13 protein-coding genes and 1 tRNA gene are annotated in these 17,044 nt (G+C 49.3%); 10 read left to right on the forward strand and 4 right to left on the reverse strand.

The annotated features are described in order from the left end of the window. The first annotated feature begins 3 nt into the window (after nt 1-3). Complete coding sequence (locus NWAT_RS04735) at nt 4-1,050, forward strand: chorismate transformation enzyme, FkbO/Hyg5 family (RefSeq protein ID WP_013220006.1); 1,047 nt, start codon at nt 4-6, stop codon at nt 1,048-1,050. Nucleotides 1,051-1,090: 40 nt separating this feature from the next. On the opposite strand, the gene dapE is transcribed toward NWAT_RS04735, so the two are convergent. From dapE to NWAT_RS04755, 4 genes are all read right to left on the reverse strand, one after another. After that, nucleotides 1,091-2,221: a succinyl-diaminopimelate desuccinylase gene (gene dapE / locus NWAT_RS04740; RefSeq protein ID WP_013220007.1), complete on the reverse strand. Its 1,131-nt coding sequence runs from the start codon at nt 2,219-2,221 to the stop codon at nt 1,091-1,093. A gap of 39 nt (nt 2,222-2,260) precedes the next feature. After that, the gene (gene dapD / locus NWAT_RS04745) at nt 2,261-3,082 is read right to left on the reverse strand and encodes a 2,3,4,5-tetrahydropyridine-2,6-dicarboxylate N-succinyltransferase (protein WP_013220008.1); all 822 of its coding nucleotides are present in this window, start codon (nt 3,080-3,082) and stop codon (nt 2,261-2,263) included. Between the two features lie 23 nt (nt 3,083-3,105). Then, nucleotides 3,106-4,305, reverse strand: a complete 1,200-nt coding sequence (gene dapC, locus NWAT_RS04750) for a succinyldiaminopimelate transaminase (protein ID WP_013220009.1) — start codon at nt 4,303-4,305, stop codon at nt 3,106-3,108. 72 nt (nt 4,306-4,377) lie between these two features. Beyond that, the gene (locus NWAT_RS04755) at nt 4,378-5,262 is read right to left on the reverse strand and encodes an ATP-binding protein (protein WP_013220010.1); all 885 of its coding nucleotides are present in this window, start codon (nt 5,260-5,262) and stop codon (nt 4,378-4,380) included. 323 nt (nt 5,263-5,585) lie between these two features. Here NWAT_RS04755 and NWAT_RS04760 point away from each other — a divergent pair. The 9 genes from NWAT_RS04760 (at nt 5,586) to NWAT_RS04800 (ending at nt 17,040) form a co-directional block, all read left to right on the forward strand. Continuing rightward, nucleotides 5,586-5,662 (forward strand) — tRNA-Met (locus tag NWAT_RS04760). A gap of 113 nt (nt 5,663-5,775) precedes the next feature. Further along, entirely contained in the window at nt 5,776-6,231 is a 456-nt protein-coding gene (gene rimP / locus NWAT_RS04765; RefSeq protein ID WP_013220011.1) for a ribosome maturation factor RimP, read from the forward strand. 25 nt (nt 6,232-6,256) lie between these two features. Then, nucleotides 6,257-7,777 carry a transcription termination factor NusA gene (gene nusA, locus NWAT_RS04770; protein WP_013220012.1) on the forward strand — a complete coding sequence of 507 codons (1,521 nt, stop codon included), beginning with the start codon at nt 6,257-6,259 and terminating at the stop codon, nt 7,775-7,777. Beyond that, nucleotides 7,774-10,428 carry a translation initiation factor IF-2 gene (gene infB, locus NWAT_RS04775; RefSeq protein ID WP_013220013.1) on the forward strand — a complete coding sequence of 885 codons (2,655 nt, stop codon included), beginning with the start codon at nt 7,774-7,776 and terminating at the stop codon, nt 10,426-10,428. Before nusA ends, infB begins: the two co-directional genes overlap by 4 nt. Nucleotides 10,429-10,437: 9 nt before the next feature. After that, nucleotides 10,438-10,821 (forward strand): 30S ribosome-binding factor RbfA, encoded by a 384-nt coding sequence (rbfA, locus tag NWAT_RS04780; RefSeq protein WP_013220014.1) that lies wholly within the window; start codon nt 10,438-10,440, stop codon nt 10,819-10,821. 49 nt (nt 10,822-10,870) lie between these two features. Continuing rightward, nucleotides 10,871-11,797, forward strand: coding sequence for a tRNA pseudouridine(55) synthase TruB (gene truB / locus NWAT_RS04785; protein WP_013220015.1), 927 nt, complete (start codon nt 10,871-10,873; stop codon nt 11,795-11,797). Nucleotides 11,798-11,935: 138 nt separating this feature from the next. Then, complete coding sequence (gene rpsO / locus NWAT_RS04790) at nt 11,936-12,205, forward strand: 30S ribosomal protein S15 (protein WP_013220016.1); 270 nt, start codon at nt 11,936-11,938, stop codon at nt 12,203-12,205. A 122-nt stretch (nt 12,206-12,327) separates the two neighbouring features. Continuing rightward, nucleotides 12,328-14,415: a polyribonucleotide nucleotidyltransferase gene (gene pnp / locus NWAT_RS04795; protein ID WP_013220017.1), complete on the forward strand. Its 2,088-nt coding sequence runs from the start codon at nt 12,328-12,330 to the stop codon at nt 14,413-14,415. Between the two features lie 126 nt (nt 14,416-14,541). Further along, complete coding sequence (locus NWAT_RS04800; protein WP_013220018.1) at nt 14,542-17,040, forward strand: glycogen/starch/alpha-glucan phosphorylase; 2,499 nt, start codon at nt 14,542-14,544, stop codon at nt 17,038-17,040. Nucleotides 17,041-17,044: the final 4 nt, after the last annotated feature.

The following is a 17,044-nucleotide window of genomic DNA, read 5'->3' on the forward strand; positions in this document are numbered from 1 at the left end:
TTCATGGGAAATAACCGCCGACAACGAGTATCTGACTGCCTTAATTCCCCGTTCCAGGTAAGGTATGAAAATGCGGCCCGCCTTCAAACCCTATTAAACGAGGAGGGTCTCTTGGCGGTTATTTCCTTTGGCCAAGAGCATGAGACCAAAGATGCGCGTTTAGTGACGGTGGAATTGCCGGAACTGGGTGGTAACTCTACCCTGGAAGTTTGGCATACTCCCTGCTCCCCGGAAACGGGCTATGTAGGAGAAATCCGGTATAGTCGGACCGATACGGTGTTATTTGGCTATATACAATTCGAAGTAAGCCGGGTTCCAGGGATGGAACAAGCTACTTATGACGCCTATCGTGCCATCTTGGCCTGCCAGCAACACCTAGGTTATCCTTACTTGTTGCGAACCTGGAACTATTTGTCGGATATTCACCGGGAGGAAGACGGACTAGAGCGCTACCGGGCCTTTTGCCTGGGACGGCACCGAATCCTAGAGACAACTCCGGATTTTGAGCGCCATCTAGTGGCAGCTACCGCCATGGGAACCCGTACCTCCCAAGTGCTGATCTATTTCTTGGCGGCGCATGAACCCGGTTTTCGATTAGAAAATCCGCGCCAAGTGAGCGCCTTTCGCTACCCATCCCACTATGCTCCTCGTAGTCCTTCGTTTTCCCGCGCCACGTTAAAACCTTGGGGCGCTGAGGCCCATCTTTATATTTCCGGGACGGCTAGCATCGTTGGCCATGAAACCCGGCATGTAGACAACCCGCTAGCCCAGCTTGATGAAACGCTTAATAACTTGCAATCGCTGGCGGATAATGCGCGGCGTTTGCATGGATTAGCGATTCAATCGCTGGATGAATTGAGTTTGCTAAAGGTTTACTTACGTCAGGGTGTGGAGATGGCGCCCATTGTCCAATGTTTGCAGCGGCGCCTCGGTGGCAGAGTGCCAGCTTTGTTTCTCCAGGGGGATGTTTGTCGAAACGACTTATTGCTGGAAATTGAGGCCTTCCATGCGGGGATATTAGGAATTCCTGAAAAGGCGCTCGGGGGATAACGCTTACCTGAGCAGCGTCGCGTTTAATGTTCGCGACATTTTATTCTGTAAGTAATATCTCTAATAGGCGGCTGTAGATTCGGGAGAGTGTTTCCAGATCTGCCACAGCAACGCATTCATTGACTTTGTGAATGGTGGCGTTGATGGGACCAACCTCCACGACCTGTGCTCCTGTGGGAGCGATAAACCTTCCATCCGAGGTGCCGCCAGTTGTGGAAAATTCCGCATCAAGTCCAGTGATGTCCCGTACCGCCTGAGAAACCGCTGCCATCAAATTCCCTGGCATGGTGCGGAAAGGCTTTCCAGAGAGGGTCCACTCTAATTCGTAGTTCAAACTTTGCTGGGATAATACTTCCTCCACCTGCTGTTGTAACTGTTGGTGGGTAACTTCCGTGGAATAGCGGAAATTAAACAGAACTTCCACCTCCCCTGGAATGACATTAGTCGCTCCTGTTCCCCCTTGAATATTTGAGATTTGAAAGGTAGTGGGAGGAAAATCCTCATTGCCCTGATCCCATGTTCGAGCACATAGCGTGACTAATGCCGGTGCTAGGCCATGTATGGGGTTGTCGGCCAGGTGAGGGTAAGCCACATGCCCTTGAATGCCACGTACAATTAGACGGCCACCCAGCGAACCTCGGCGGCCATTTTTAATCATATCTCCAAGTTGCTTCTGGCTAGTAGGTTCTCCCACCAGGCAGTAGTCGATTTTCTCACCTCGAGCTTGCAGGGTTTCCATTACTTTGACAGTCCCATCGATTGCCGGTCCTTCTTCATCACTGGTGAGTAGGAAAGCGATTGAGCCGGCGTGTTCTGAATGGGCGTTAATAAAGCGTTCGCAGGCAGTCACCATGGCAGCAAGGCTGCCTTTCATATCAGCTGCGCCACGGCCGTAAAGCAGGCCATTACGAATCTCAGGCGTAAAGGGATTAGTCAGCCATTGGTCGGGTGGTCCCGGGGGGACCACATCGGTATGGCCCGCGAAAACAAAGAGCGGTGGTTTTTGGCCTCGCCGCAGCCAGATATTATCTACTTCTCCAAAATTCATCCGTTCACCCTGGAAACCAAGGGCCGTGAGACGTTGAGCCAGCAGCGTTTGGCAGCCGGCATCATGGGGGGTGATCGAGGTGCAAGCGATCAGCTCTTTTGCTAATGCTAGGGTAGCAGACATGAAGTTTCCGTAGTTGCCCAAGGGGAATGTCTTGGAAATTTATATATTCCGTAGAAGCTCATTGATCCCGACCTTGCTACGGGTTTTTTCGTCGACCTGTTTGACGATAACAGCGCAATAAAGGCTGTATTTACCGTCTTGAGAAGGTAGATTGCCGGGTACAACCACTGAGCCGGCGGGGACACGACCGTAGCTGATGGTATCCGTTTCCCGATCATAAATTCGGGTACTCTGGCCAATAAATACGCCCATGGAAATTACTGATCCTTCTTCTACGATGACCCCTTCCACAATTTCAGAGCGGGCGCCAACAAAGCAATTATTTTCGATAATGGTGGGTTTGGCTTGTAGGGGCTCTAATACCCCGCCAATACCCACGCCTCCGGAAAGATGGACATTTTTTCCAATTTGGGCACAGGAACCCACAGTGGCCCAAGTATCCACCATGGTTCCCTGATCTACATAGGCGCCAATATTGACATAGGAGGGCATGAGTACGACGCTGGGTGCAATAAAAGCTCCTTTGCGCACGGAAGCTGGGGGTACGACGCGAACTTCATCCTGGCGGAAGTCCCGTGAGCTGTAATCAGCATACTTGGAGGGAACTTTATCAAAATAGTTGGTATAGCCCCCTTTCATAAAAACATTATCCGATAGCCGGAACGAGAGGAGAACGGCTTTTTTAAGCCACTCATTGACTATCCACTCACCCTTTTGTTTTTCCGCCACCCGGGCCTTGCCCGTATCAAGCAGGTATAGTGCTTCTTCCACCGCATCCTTGACCAGGGTCTCTGCTTTGCGAGGGCTAATTTCAGCGCGGCGCTCAAAAGCTTCTTCAATAATTGCTTGAGAATCATTCATTACGTTACTCCATTAGTATAATTTTACAGGGCATTTACAAAATTTTTGATCCGCCACGCGGCTTCAACACATTCCTCTAGGGGCGCGACGAGAGCCAAGCGGATTCGCTGCTCTCCGGGGTTGGTGCCGTGGGCTTCCCGGGCGAGAAAACGTCCGGGAAGAGTCAAAACATTTTCTCGCTGATATAGCTGCTGGGCAAAATCAGTGTCGGGAATTGGGGTCTCCGGCCATAAATAAAAACTTGCCTTGGGTAGCGAGCAGGAAATTTCAGAGCCTAGGATTTCGAGAACTGCAGCGAATTTTTCTCGGTAGCGGTGGCGATTTTCTATCACATGGCGCTCATCATTCCAGGCAGCTATGCTAGCGGCTTGCGTTGCGGGGGGCATAGCGCAGCCATGATAGGTGCGGTAGCGCAAGAATTGTTCGATGAGGTGAGCATCGCCAGCGACAAAACCGGAGCGTAGTCCAGGTCCATTAGAGCGCTTGGAGAGGCTGTGAAATACTAAGCAGCGGCGAAAATCATCTAAGCCAGTGTGGATGGCGGCTTGCAATAGACCCGGTGGAGGATCGCTTTCATCTAAGTATATTTCGGAATAGCACTCATCCGCAGCGATAATAAAATCAAAACGCTGGGCCAGCTCAATAAGGGCGGCGAGTGTTTCCAGATCTAAGACCGCGCCGGTGGGGTTGCCAGGAGAGCAGAGATAAAGCAGTTGGCAGCGTTGCCACACCTGTTTAGGTATGGCCCGATAATCAGGGATAAAATAATTGTCAGCGGTACAGTTAACATAATAGGGTTGAGCGCCGGCCAGCAAGGCAGCTCCCTCGTAGATTTGATAAAAGGGATTGGGCATGACTACCAAGGGATCCTGGTTAGAATCGATTACGCAGTGAGCAATGGCGAATAGGGCTTCGCGGGTTCCATTGACAGGGAGGATATGGTGTTCAGGATCAGCTGCTCCGGCAGGCAAATGAAATCGTTGTGTTAACCAGGTGGCGATGGCTTCTCGAAGGCCCGCCATGCCTCGGGTAGTGGGATAGGTGGCCAGGCCATGCAAATGACTGACGAGTGTTTCGACGATAAAGCTGGGCGTAGCGTGCTTGGGCTCTCCGATAGAAAGCGCAAGGGGAGGCTTTGAAGGTGGTGGAGTGGTTTCCCTTATCAGCTGGGCCAGGCGCTGAAAGGGATAAGGCTGAAGCCGGTTGAGATTAGGATTTGTCATAGGGAGGATTCTACTTTGAGCACCTTAGTATAGGCGATTGTAGCTAATCTCCCAAACCTTGGGGGAGAGAACTTAAGGAGCATTGCTGAGTTTGTGACGGCCCGCGAAATCACGGGCAAATTGCCATGCGGTACGGCCGCTACGGGAACCTCTTAGCAGAGCCCATTGGAGGGCCGCTTCGGTGGCCTGTTCCCTTAATTCAGGGGTGATGCCATAATAATCGAGCCAGGCGCTGGCGATCTCGATATAGCCCTGCTGATTAAAAGGATAGAAGGATAACCAGAGACCAAAACGATCAGAAAGCGCAATCTTCTCCTCCGTTGCTTCGTTGGGGTGAATTTCTCCTTTTACTAACTGGCTTTGTTGATTTTCCTCTATGTACTCAGGCAATAAGTGGCGGCGATTAGAGGTGGCATAGACTAGGATATTTTCTGGCGCAGCGCTAACAGAACCATCGAGTACGACCTTAAGTGCCTTGTAGCTAGGATCATTAGCGTCAAAAGAGAGGTCATCGCAGAATAAAATAAAGCGTTCTGGGCGATGGGAAGTAAGCGCGACAATGTCAGGCAGGTTTAGTAATTCGTGCCGATCAACTTCGATAAGACGTAAGCCTTGATTAGCAAAAGTGTTGAGGAGTGCTTTAATAAGCGAGGATTTACCTGTACCCCGGGCGCCCCAGAGAAGGATGTTATTGGCTGGTAAGCCAGAGAGAAATTGGGCGGTATTCTGAACGATTTGCCGCTTTTGCACTTCAATGCCACGGAGCTCGCTCAACTGGATGTTATGGGCATGGGGGACCGCTTCTAAGTAGCCCGGACCCCGCGCGTGGATGCGGCGCCAACGGAAGGCAACCGACCGCTCCCACTCGGGCTCTGATGCCTGAGCCGGCAGCAAATTTTCAAGGCGTTCCAGAAGCTCTGATGCTTGTTCAATGAGCTGTTCAACAGATGTTTTCATGGGAATTCTCCATAGAGGGTGAACGTGTTCCCCTAGTGAGGTCACAAAGTGAAACGGCGCGTCGAGCGAGAGGACTCAGATGACTTGCATTTCGATGAATTCGCACCATAATTTTCTCGCTCTCGGAGCCTGGGGTGGGGAACGCTCGAGTAACCCCTTTGTTGAGGACTGCCGGGAAACGCAAATTCTTCAGTATGTTGCCTTTAGATAAAGGATGTAATTATTAATTTAGTTTTTTTGCTTAACACAGTTTTTCCGTATCTACTTATAGCTTGAAAGCGCTTTCTCTATTAGATATCATATAGAAACATCGAGGTTACAGATGCGGGGTGGAGCAGTCTGGCAGCTCGTCGGGCTCATAACCCGAAGGTCGCAGGTTCAAATCCTGCCCCCGCTACCAAGTTTTAAACGATAAACCCCGAAATCGGGGTTTTGTCGTATACAGGGCTCGCTAACCTTGGAGGATGTTGTTATTAAAATTGGGCCATTGGCCCTTTTTTTATTTCTGTCAGTATGTGGGGCGATAAACGAATTAGCAAGTTGGTGGGACCGGTCGTGGCCGCTCTTGGCTATGAATTGGTAGGTGTAGAACGCTTATCATCGGTAGGTAAAGGGGTTCTTTTGCGTATATATATCGATGCACCATCTGGGGTAACGGTCAACGACTGTGAGCGAACAAGCCATCAAATTAGTGCCCTGCTAGATGTAGAGGAGCCAATGGCGTCAGCGTATACCCTGGAAATTTCTTCCCCTGGACTGGATAGGCCATTGTTTACGGAAGAGCATTTCAAGCGTTTTACAGGAGTGGAGGCATCCATCACTCTGAGCGAACCGCTAAACGGGCGCCGCGAATTTAAAGGCTTACTGCAGGGGATTCGTGGTGATCGCGTGGTTATTTTAGTGGCTGGAGAAGAGTTTGAATTGCCGCTAGAAGGCATTAAAAAAGCGCGATTAATACCAGAATATTGAGGATGTATCTGGCTTGAGGGCGGCAATGAACAAAGAAATTCTGATGGTAGTAGACGCTGTTTCTAATGAAAAAGGCGTCAACAAGGAAGTCATCTTCCAAGCAATTGAGGCGGCTTTGGCGATGGCCACTCGCAAGCGCTATCAAGAAGATATTGCAGTGCAAGTTGTTATTGATCGGACCACGGGAGATTACCAATCCTTTCGGTCGTGGGAAGTTATTGAGGATGAGGCGGAATTAGAAGCGCCAGAGCGCCAGATGTGTTTAAGCGAAGCGTGCAAACGGGACTCTAGCGCCGAAGTGGGGGGGGTTGTGAAAGAGCCCATGGAATCGATAGCATTTGGGCGTATTGCTGCCCAAACCGCTAAACAAGTGATCGTTCAAAAGGTGCGGGAGGCGGAACGGGCTAAGGTTGCCGCAGCTTACCAGGGCCGGGTTAAAGAGATGGTCATGGGGGTAGTTAAACGCATGGATCGTGGCAACATTATTCTGGATCTGGGAGACAATGCCGAGGGTATTATTCCTCAAGAAGAGATGATACCCCGTGAGGCAGTCCGGCCAGGAGATCGATTGCGAGGTTACCTTAAGGAAGTACGAGCTGAAGGGCGAGGACCCCAACTAGTTATTAGCAGGACTGCCCCGGAGCTTCTCATTGAATTGTTCAAGTTAGAGGTTCCTGAAATCAACGAGAACCGTATTGAAGTCAAGGGTGCTGCTCGGGATCCAGGTCTTCGGGCTAAAATTGCCGTAAAAACTAATGAGACTCGTATTGACCCGGTAGGAGCCTGCGTAGGCATGCGGGGTTCTAGAGTTCAAGCCGTGTCGAATGAGCTTGCTGGTGAGCGGGTGGATATTGTGCTTTGGGACGAAGATCCGGCGCGTTTTGTAATTAATGCCATGGCGCCAGCGGAAGCCGTCTCTATCGTGGTTGATGAGGAACGCCATAGCATGGACGTTGCTGTGGCTGAGGGGAATCTCTCTCAAGCCATTGGCCGTGGAGGGCAAAACATACGTTTGGCTAGCCAGCTGACCGGCTGGGAGTTGAATGTAATGACAGAACAAGAAGCAGAAGAAAAAGGTGAAAGTGAGGCAAAATCGCTTCAGCAAATGTTTATGGAACAGTTAGATGTGGATGAGGAAGTGGCAGCTATTCTAGTACATGAAGGTTTTTCTAGTATTGAAGAAATGGCCTATGTGCCAGAACAAGAGATTCTTGCTATAGAGGAGTTTGACTCCCAGATCGTTCAGGAACTACGCAATCGAGCTCGTGATGTTCTTCTTACGCGAGCAATCGCTAATGAAGAGACTATTGAAACCGTACAGCTAGACCAGGAATTATTGGACATGGAAGAGGTTGACCATGGATTAGCCTCTGCACTGGCCAGCAAGGGTATTACAACCAAAGAAAACTTGGCGGAACAGGCAGTGGATGAACTCATGGAGATTGAGGGAATGAAGAGGGAGAAAGCTGCTCGCCTCATTATGGCGGCACGAGAATCTTGGTTTGCTGACGAGGAGCAGAGTGATGAAACGGAGGAGCGGCAATGAGTGAAGTAACCGTACGGCAGCTAGCCGATGTGGTCGGTACTCCTGTCGGCCGCTTACTTGAACAGCTACGGGAGGCGGGCATTGGAGTCGACCGGGAAGATGCGGCGATTACAGAAGCGCAAAAGTTGCAGCTGTTGAGATACTTGAGGCACAGCCATGGCGCTAGCGTAGAGGTTGCAACGCCTAAAAAAATTACCCTAAATCGCCGGAGCCATAGTGAAATTCAAGTGAATGCAGGGGGGGGGCGCTCCAAGACAGTCAACGTTGAGGTGCGTAAAAAGCGCACCTATATCAAGCGCAGCGCGATACTAGAGCAAGAGCAAGAGCGTTTAGCGAAACTTCATCGGGAGGAAGAAGAGGCGCAGGCAGAAGTTCGTGTACAACAGGAACGAGAAGCGCGGCTTATAGCCGAGGAGGAAGTCAAACGCCGGGCCGAGGAGGAAGTCAAACGCCAGGCCGAGGAGGAAGTCAAACGCCAGGCCGAAGAGCAAGCCAAACGCCAGGCCGAAGAGCAAGCCAAACGCCAGGCCGAAGAGCAAGCCAAACGCCAGGCCGAAGAGCAAGCCAAACGCCAGGCCGAAGAGCAAGCCAAACGCCAGGCCGAGGAGCAAGCCAAACGCCAGGTCGAGGAGCAAGCCAAACGCCGTTTTGATGCGGAAAAGAAACCAGAGAACGAGTTGGAGACAGCCAGAACGGACAAGCCTGCTAGCCGGAAAGCGAAATCTCGATTCCGTTCCGAGGATCGGGAATCTGAGCAAAAACAAAGGGGAACTAAGTTCGGTCGCAAAGAGCTACACATAGCTCCTGGCAAGGTTGGTACCAGTAAGCGTAAAAAATTTCGGCCCCAAAAAGTGGCACCCGCAGCTAAGCATGGATTTGAAAGGCCAACGGCGCCTATCGTGCGTGAAGTCTCTATTCCCGAGACGATCACTGTTGCCGAGCTAGCTCAAAAAATGTCAGTGAAGGCAGCCGAAGTGATTAAGTCACTGATGAAATTGGGTATTATGGCGACTATCAATCAGGTTTTAGATCAAGATACGGCGACCATCGTTGTGGAGGAAATGGGCCATAAACCTAAGCGCTTGCAAGAAAACACGCTCGAGTTGGAGTTGGTCCAAGCTGAGCAAGAAGTAAGCAGACAAGTTTCACGGGCTGCCGTGGTCACTATTATGGGCCATGTAGATCATGGTAAAACCTCGCTGCTTGATTATATCCGGCGAGCGAAAGTTGCCACGTCTGAGGCGGGGGGAATTACCCAGCATATTGGAGCCTATAAGGTGCGTTCGGATAAAGGTGAGATTACTTTTATCGATACACCAGGCCATGCGGCCTTTACCGCGATGCGCGCCCGGGGGGCTAAAGTCACCGATATTGTTATTTTGGTGGTCGCTGCGGATGATGGCGTCATGCCACAGACGGTGGAAGCTATTCAGCATGCTCGTGCAGCAGGCGCGCCACTTGTGGTGGCGGTTAATAAGATTGACCGGCCTGATGCCGATCCAGATAGGGTTAAGCAAGAGCTTGCTAATCATGATGTAATTACCGAGGAGTGGGGAGGGGACACTCAGTTTGTCAATGTCTCGGCTAAGACGGGGGAAGGCATTGATGATCTAATTGAAGCTATCTTGCTTCAGGCTGAAGTAATGGAGATTAAGGTATCCGCCGAAGGGCCTGCTCGCGGTGTCGTTATCGAATCTCGGCTAGATAAAGGGCGCGGCCCGGTAGCTACAGTATTAATGCAAAGTGGTACTTTACGTAAGGGTGATATTCTTCTCAGTGGAGTGGAAACTGGTCGGGTTCGCGCCATGCTTACCGAAACTGGTCAAGAGATAATGGAAGCAGGGCCATCAACACCGGTGGAAATTCTAGGTTTGTCGGGGGCACCCAATGCAGGCGATGAGGCAGTGGTAGTGCCGGATGAGCGTAGAGCGCGGGAGGTTGCTGGGCATCGCCAAGCTAAAGAACGGGAAGTTAAGCTGGCGCGGCAGCAATCCGCCAAGCTTGAGAATATGTTCAATGAGATGGAAGAAGGAGAAATTAGGGCGCTTAATCTCGTAATTAAGGCTGATGTGCAGGGATCTGCTGAGGCTCTTTCCAGTTCCTTGACTAAACTTTCTACCGATAAGGCAAGGGTTAAGGTCGTCGCTGCGGGTGTCGGTGGTATTAATGAGACAGACGTTAATCTGGCGGTTGCTTCTAACGCTGTTGTGATTGGCTTTAACGTTCGGGCGGATGCTACAGCGCGCCGTCTAATTGCCGAGAAAGGGGTTGATTTACATTATTATAGTGTAATCTATAATGCTATTGATGAAATAAAAGGGGCTTTAATCGGCATCCTAGATCCCGAGTACCGGGAAGAAATCATTGGCTTGGCCCGGGTAGACGATGTATTTCGTTCACCTAAGCTGGGGGCTATTGCGGGTTGCTTGGTGGTTGAAGGTACCGTACGCCGCAATAATCCTATCCGTGTACTGCGCGATAACATCGTCGTTTTTGAAGGCCAGCTAGAATCCCTGCGTCGCTTTAAAGACGATGTCCAGGAGGTTCGGGCAGGCACCGAATGTGGTATTGGCGTTAAGGATTATAAGGATGTTAAAGTGGGAGACCAGATTGAAGTTTATGAAAGAGTAAGAAAAGAGCCCGCTTTATAACCAAGGGATATGAGTCAAGAAATTTCTCGCGCTCGCCGGGTTGGTGAATTACTGCAAAGGGAACTGGCTCGCCTACTCCAGGCGGAACTAAAGGATCCCCGGGTAAAGTTAGTTACCGTTTCTCATGTGAGAGTGTCGCCAGATTTTAGACAGGCTAAAGTCTACGTTACTTTTCTAGGGAAAGAAGAAGACACTCAGAGACAGTTAACGATTTTAAATAAGGCAACCGGATTTCTCCAGCATGGTTTAAGCCAGCGGGTGGAGTTACGGGTCGTCCCGCGCTTGCAATTTGTTTATGATGACTCTATCAAGCGTGGTAGGCGCCTAAGCGCGCTTATTGATAAAGCGGTTCAGAAAGATATAGACGGGGGATCAGATAATTTAACTGAATAATCCCCTCTGCCTTTATTAGTTGAGTGGTCGAAAACGTAATAATACAAGGATGAAGAAAAAACGCCGCCTTCAGGGCCAAGACGTCCATGGAATGTTGCTTTTAGATAAACCTGCAGGCATCAGTTCTAATGGTGCTTTGCAGCGAGTTAAGCAGATATATCAAGCCCGGAAAGCGGGGCATACGGGCAGTTTAGATCCTCTTGCAAATGGATTGTTGCCAATTTGCTTGGGGGAGGCAACTAAATTGTCGGGGTTTTTGCTAGAGGCTGACAAGCGCTATCAGGTGAGGTGCCGTCTCGGTGTAGTGACTACCACTGGGGATGCTGATGGTGAGGTAGTAGAAACCCATCCTGTCAATGAGTTGGATGAAGATGAGGTGGCAAAATTTTTATCCAGCTTCTCTGGCCCGCAAGAGCAGGTGCCTCCTATGTACTCGGCAATTAAATATCAGGGCCAGCCGCTCTATAAACTTGCCCGCCAAGGAATTGAAGTGGAGCGTAAATCTCGCCAGGTGACTATCCATACCATTAAATTGACAGGATTATCCAATGATCAATTAGAGTTTGAAGTTTTTTGCTCTAAGGGGACTTATATTCGTACCCTGGCTGAGGCTATTGGTCAGGCGCTGGGATGTGGCGCTCATGTTATAGCACTGCGTCGTACCCAAGTCGGCTCTTTTGGTGCGTCGGATATGGTTTCCCTGGAAGAGTTGGAAATGCTAGCCGAAACTAATACTGAGGCACTCGGAAATTTGCTGTTACCCGTAGGGCAAATTTTGGCTGATTGGCCTGCAGTAGATCTAATTGCTGATTTAGCCTACTACCTGCGGCAGGGGCAATCGGTACGGGTTCCGCAAGCCCCAAGCGAAGGCTGGGTTCGTTTAATGGAGTGTGACAAGGGATTTTTTGGGGTAGGACGGGTTATGGAGGATGGTCGTGTTGCTCCGCGCCGTTTGATTTTCAGCCAAAATGGTTAACCTATAGATAGGGATTAGGGGTTAGGAGTTTGTTTTGGGTGACTTATTATTGTTAGGGAATCTTATTTGTGAGTAAAATTGAAGACCTATCAAATAGCCAGTCAATATCAGCTAAAAGCGAGAATGGGGAATGAAAATATGTCCTTAAGTAGTGAAAGAAAAATACAAGTTATCAAGGAACATCAGTGTTCTGCCAATGATACGGGTTCACCGGAAGTGCAGGTTGCCCTGCTTTCGGAACGTATCACTCAACTGTCCGGTCATTTTAAGCAGCACACCCATGATCATCATTCACGCCAGGGGCTACTGCGGGCTGTGGGGCAACGGCGTAAGCTATTAGATTATTTGAAGAAAAAAGATTTAAATCGTTATCGTACTTTAATTGGTAGGCTTGGATTGCGCCGCTAGCTACTTCTCCAAGCAGATCAAAATCTGCACATCGCTATCGTGGTTGAGCTGCTTTTTGTAAGTGAGGCCGCATGGCGGTTGGTTATTCCTCTTTCCCAGCTATTTAGTGTAAGGAAATAAATGTGACCCCCATTAAAAAGGTAATTGAATACGGTGATCGCCCCTTAATTCTTGAGACCGGTTGTATTGCACGCCAGGCCAGCGGAGCTGTTGTCGTCCGCTATGGTGAAACAGTTGTGTTGGTGACGGTAGTGGGAATGAAAGAGGCGGTTGAGGGGCGTGATTTTTTTCCACTGACAGTTAATTATCAGGAAAGAACCTATGCTGCTGGTAAAATTCCGGGAGGTTTTTTTAAGCGTGAAGGAAGACCCACTGAAAAGGAAACACTGACTTCCCGGCTGATTGATCGTCCACTCCGACCCTTATTCCCTAAAAATTTTGTTAATGAGGTGCAGGTGATCGCAACCGTTATCTCCTCAGATAGTGAAAACGATCCCGATATTCCTTCCCTTATCGGTGCCTCTGCTGCCTTGACGCTTTCCGGAATTCCTTTTGCCACACCTATTGCGGCAGCCCGGGTGGGCTATATTGACGGCCAGTATGTGCTCAATCCAACGCTGAGCCAGATGGAAGAATCAGCGCTTGATTTAGTAGTTGCAGGGACGGAAAAGGCGGTATTGATGGTTGAGTCCGAGGCTCAAGAACTGCCTGAGGAAATCATGTTGGGATCTGTCATGTTTGGTCATCAAGAAATGCAAGAGGTGATCCAAACCATTCGAGAACTAGCGGAGGAAGCTGGTAAACCCGCTTGGGATTGGCAGTCTCCCATTGAAGAAGAAGATTTGAAATCGGCTATCCGGGACATTGGAGAGGCCCGCGTGCAAGAAGCCTATCAGGTACGCTCGAAACAGGAACGCCAGGCTTGCTTGACGGAATTACGGAATTCCATTGTTGGAAGTCTGGTACCTGAGGATAATTCCCAGTGGAGTCGGGAGCAGGTGCTAGAGGCTATGGGTGCCTTGGAAAAGCGCTTAGTGCGTGAGCAGATTCTAGCTGGTGGGGAACGTATTGATGGCCGTGATACTACGGCCATCCGGCCTATTAGCATTACCACTGGGCTGTTACCTCGAACTCATGGTTCAGCTCTCTTTACCCGCGGCGAAACTCAATCCTTGGTGGCGACGACTTTGGGCACCGAACGGGATGCTCAAGTGATTGATGCTATTGAAGGGGAGCGCCGGGAGCGCTTTATGTTGCACTATAATTTTCCCCCCTATTGTGTTGGCGAAACGGGTTTCGTTGGCTCTCCTAAGCGTCGGGAAATCGGCCATGGACGCTTAGCTAAGCGCAGTTTGAATGCAGTGGTGCCAGATGAAGAAAGTTTCCCTTATGTCATTCGGGTGGTTTCTGAGATTACCGAATCTAACGGTTCTAGCTCCATGGCGACGGTGTGTGGAACTAGCCTTTCCCTAATGGATGCGGGAGTTCCTATTAAGGCGCCGGTTGCGGGTATCGCCATGGGGCTTATCAAAGAAGCGGATCGCTTCGCTGTTTTGAGTGATATCCTCGGCGATGAGGATCATCTCGGCGATATGGATTTTAAGGTGGCGGGTACGGAGAAAGGAGTCACGGCCTTGCAAATGGACATTAAAATTGACGGCATTACCGAGGAGATCATGCGGACGGCTCTGACTCAGGCGCGTGAAGGCCGTTTTCATATCCTCCAGAAAATGAATGAGATTATTTCTACCCCACGCCAAGAGATGTCCGAATATGCCCCGCGCATGATCGTGTTCAAAATTAATCCAGAAAAGATCCGTGATGTAATCGGCAAAGGGGGTGCAACTATTCGGGCACTTACCGAGGAAACGGGTACTACGATTGATATCGTAGATGATGGAACGGTGAAGATTTTCTCTGCGGATAAGGCGGATGGTCAAGAGGCTAAGCGCCGAGTGGAAGAGATCGTCTCTGATGTGGAAGTGGGCAAAATCTATGAAGGGCGGGTTTCCCGGCTAATGGATTTTGGGGCCTTTGTCACTATCCTGCCTGGTAAAGACGGTTTGCTTCATATCTCGCAGATTTCGGCCGAGCGGGTAAAAAATGTGAGCGATAAGTTATCCGAAGGCGATATTATTCGTGTTAAGGTTTTAGAAGTAGATAAACAAGGCCGAGTCCGTTTGAGTGTAAAGGCAATTGGAAACGAATAACCTTAAACTTATCCTTCCCTAATTACATTACAAAATAACGGGTGCTAGTGGGATATTGTTACCAACTAGTGAATAGAGAAGATCGAGATAGTTGATATTACGCTTAAATCCCAAGAGCAATGTTCCATGTCAAAGCACTTTTATAATACGATATCCTTATCCAAACTTATGGGATTGCCGCCGTTGGGGATGGATAGGCAGAGTTTAGCTGAAGACTACAAAGGCTATTTCGGCCGCTTTCTGGGGCGTGACGAAAGCCTTGTATCAAAACATTATTTGTATTTTGCCCTAGTGCTTACCGTTCGTGATCGATTAATGGAGCGCTGGAGAAATACTAAGCGCGCCTACGATGAAAGCCGTTGTTCTTGGGTATATTATTTCTCCATGGAATACCTGCTAGGGCGTTCCCTGAGCAATGCCATGCTTAACTTGGATCTTGAGGATGAGGTGAGCGCTGCCTTACAGGAATACGGTTTAAATTTGGAGGGATTGGCAGAGTTAGAACACGATGCTGGTTTGGGTAATGGAGGTTTAGGGCGTTTAGCCGCTTGTTTTTTGGATAGTTGCGCAACTTTGCAGCTTCCCGTTATGGGGTATGGTCTACGCTATGAGTATGGCATGTTTCGGCAGGAATTTGATAATGGGTATCAGGTGGAAGAGCCTGACCGCTGGCTTCGAGATGGTAATCCCTGGGAGTTAGAGAGATCGGAATATACTCAAAGGATCAAATATGGCGGCCGTACAGAATATCTAGATGATGGCCGCGGAGGCTGGCGTGTGTGCTGGGTTGATACCCATGATGTACTTGCAGTGCCTTACGATATTCCTATTCCGGGATATCGTAATGATACGGTCAATACTTTACGGTTATGGAAAGCTGAGGCGACTGATGTTTTCGATCTTGGCGAATTCAATGCGGGAAGATATCCAGAATCTGTCGCAGCGAAAAACGCCGCCGAAAATATTACCATGGTACTCTATCCTAATGATGCGATGGAGTTGGGTAAGGAAACCCGCCTGCGCCAACAATACTTTCTGGCTTCGGCAAGTTTACAGGATATCCTGCGCGATTGGATACGGCGTCGGGGTGAGGATTTTAGCCAGTTTGCTGAGAAAAATCGTTTCCAGCTTAATGATACTCATCCTACTTGTATGGTGCCGGAGTTGATGCGCTTGCTAATGGATGGGCGTGGGCTAGGGTGGGACGATGCCTGGGAAATTACCAGTCGTACCGTGGCCTATACTAACCATACTTTGCTGCCGGAAGCGCTGGAGAAATGGCCAGTAAGTATGTTTGGCTCGCTATTGCCACGTATTTTAGAAATTATTTATGAAATCAATGCTCGCTTCTTAACTGAGGTTGCGCGTTGTTGGCCGGGAGATACCACGTTGCGGGCGCGTATATCTATTATAGAAGAGGGAGAGAACCCGCAGGTACGTATGGCCCATCTTGCCATCGTTGCTAGTTTCTCTGTCAATGGGGTTGCTGCCTTGCATACCCATTTACTTAAGCACGGCTTATTTCATGATTTTTATCAACTTTGGCCGCATAAATTTAATAATAAGACTAACGGGGTAACTCCCCGCCGCTGGCTGGCTAAATGCAATCCTGATTTAGCTGGTTTAATTACCGAGACCATTGGCGAGGAATGGGTTACTGATTTAAGCCAACTTCGCCGGCTCTCCCTCTGTGCGGAAAATCCAGAGTTTCGCGCCCGATGGCATAGTATCAAACATGAAAACAAGAAGCGGCTGCTCGCTCTTCAGGCCCAACAAGGTATCCAGGCCAGCGCTCATTTCTTATTTGATGTGCAAGTAAAACGTATCCATGAATACAAGCGGCAGTTGTTGAATATCCTGCATATTATTCATCTCTATGATCGGATTAAGCGAGGGGACATGGAGAATTGGGTTCCTCGTTGCATGCTGATCAGCGGAAAGGCAGCCCCTGGTTACTGGATGGCAAAATTAATTATTAAATTAATTAATAATGTTGCCGATGTAGTCAACCATGATCCGAGAACGGATGGTGCCCTCAAAATCTTTTTCATGCCCAATTATGGGGTTTCAATAATGGAAACTATTTGCCCTGGAGCTGATCTCTCAGAGCAGATCTCTACCGCTGGCAAGGAAGCGTCTGGTACCGGCAACATGAAATTTATGATGAATGGTGCCATTACTATCGGTACGCTAGATGGTGCCAATATCGAGATTCGTGAGGAGGTGGGCGATGAAAATTTCTTCTTATTTGGGTTGACGGCTGAAGAGGTGGAAGCGACGCGACAGCACTATGATCCTAATGGGGTTATTGCTAGTGATGACGAATTGCAACGGGTGATACATCTGCTTGAATGCGGTCATTTTAATCAGTTTGAGCCAGGAATTTTCAACCCTATTTTGGATTCACTGCGTAGCCCACGAGATCCATGGATGACGATTGCTGACTTTCGGGGTTATATTGATAGTCAACGTCGAGTTGCGGAAGCCTACTGTGATCAGGAACGTTGGACTCGTATGAGTATTCTCAACACTGCAGCAAGCGGTAAGTTTTCTGCTGATCGCACCATCCAAGAATATAATACTGATATTTGGAAACTGGAAAAAATTCCGGCTTACATCCCTTAGAGAG

This window comes from Nitrosococcus watsonii C-113, from assembly GCF_000143085.1.
In the GTDB taxonomy this organism is placed as follows: domain Bacteria; phylum Pseudomonadota; class Gammaproteobacteria; order Nitrosococcales; family Nitrosococcaceae; genus Nitrosococcus; species Nitrosococcus watsonii.

Excerpts from the sequence above, each read along its gene's own strand:
- NWAT_RS04800 (WP_013220018.1), top strand. The coding sequence starts at position 14,542 with ATGTCAAAGCACTTTTATAATACGATATCCTTATCCAAACTTATGGGA.
- dapC (WP_013220009.1), bottom strand. The coding sequence starts at position 4,305 with ATGACAAATCCTAATCTCAACCGGCTTCAGCCTTATCCCTTTCAGCGC.
- NWAT_RS04755 (WP_013220010.1), bottom strand. The coding sequence starts at position 5,262 with ATGAAAACATCTGTTGAACAGCTCATTGAACAAGCATCAGAGCTTCTG.
- NWAT_RS04735 (WP_013220006.1), top strand. The coding sequence starts at position 4 with ATGGGAAATAACCGCCGACAACGAGTATCTGACTGCCTTAATTCCCCG.
- infB (WP_013220013.1), top strand. The coding sequence starts at position 7,774 with ATGAGTGAAGTAACCGTACGGCAGCTAGCCGATGTGGTCGGTACTCCT.
- truB (WP_013220015.1), top strand. The coding sequence starts at position 10,871 with ATGAAGAAAAAACGCCGCCTTCAGGGCCAAGACGTCCATGGAATGTTG.
- nusA (WP_013220012.1), top strand. The coding sequence starts at position 6,257 with ATGAACAAAGAAATTCTGATGGTAGTAGACGCTGTTTCTAATGAAAAA.
- rpsO (WP_013220016.1), top strand. The coding sequence starts at position 11,936 with ATGTCCTTAAGTAGTGAAAGAAAAATACAAGTTATCAAGGAACATCAG.
- dapD (WP_013220008.1), bottom strand. The coding sequence starts at position 3,082 with ATGAATGATTCTCAAGCAATTATTGAAGAAGCTTTTGAGCGCCGCGCT.
- rbfA (WP_013220014.1), top strand. The coding sequence starts at position 10,438 with ATGAGTCAAGAAATTTCTCGCGCTCGCCGGGTTGGTGAATTACTGCAA.
- rimP (WP_013220011.1), top strand. The coding sequence starts at position 5,776 with ATGTGGGGCGATAAACGAATTAGCAAGTTGGTGGGACCGGTCGTGGCC.
- dapE (WP_013220007.1), bottom strand. The coding sequence starts at position 2,221 with ATGTCTGCTACCCTAGCATTAGCAAAAGAGCTGATCGCTTGCACCTCG.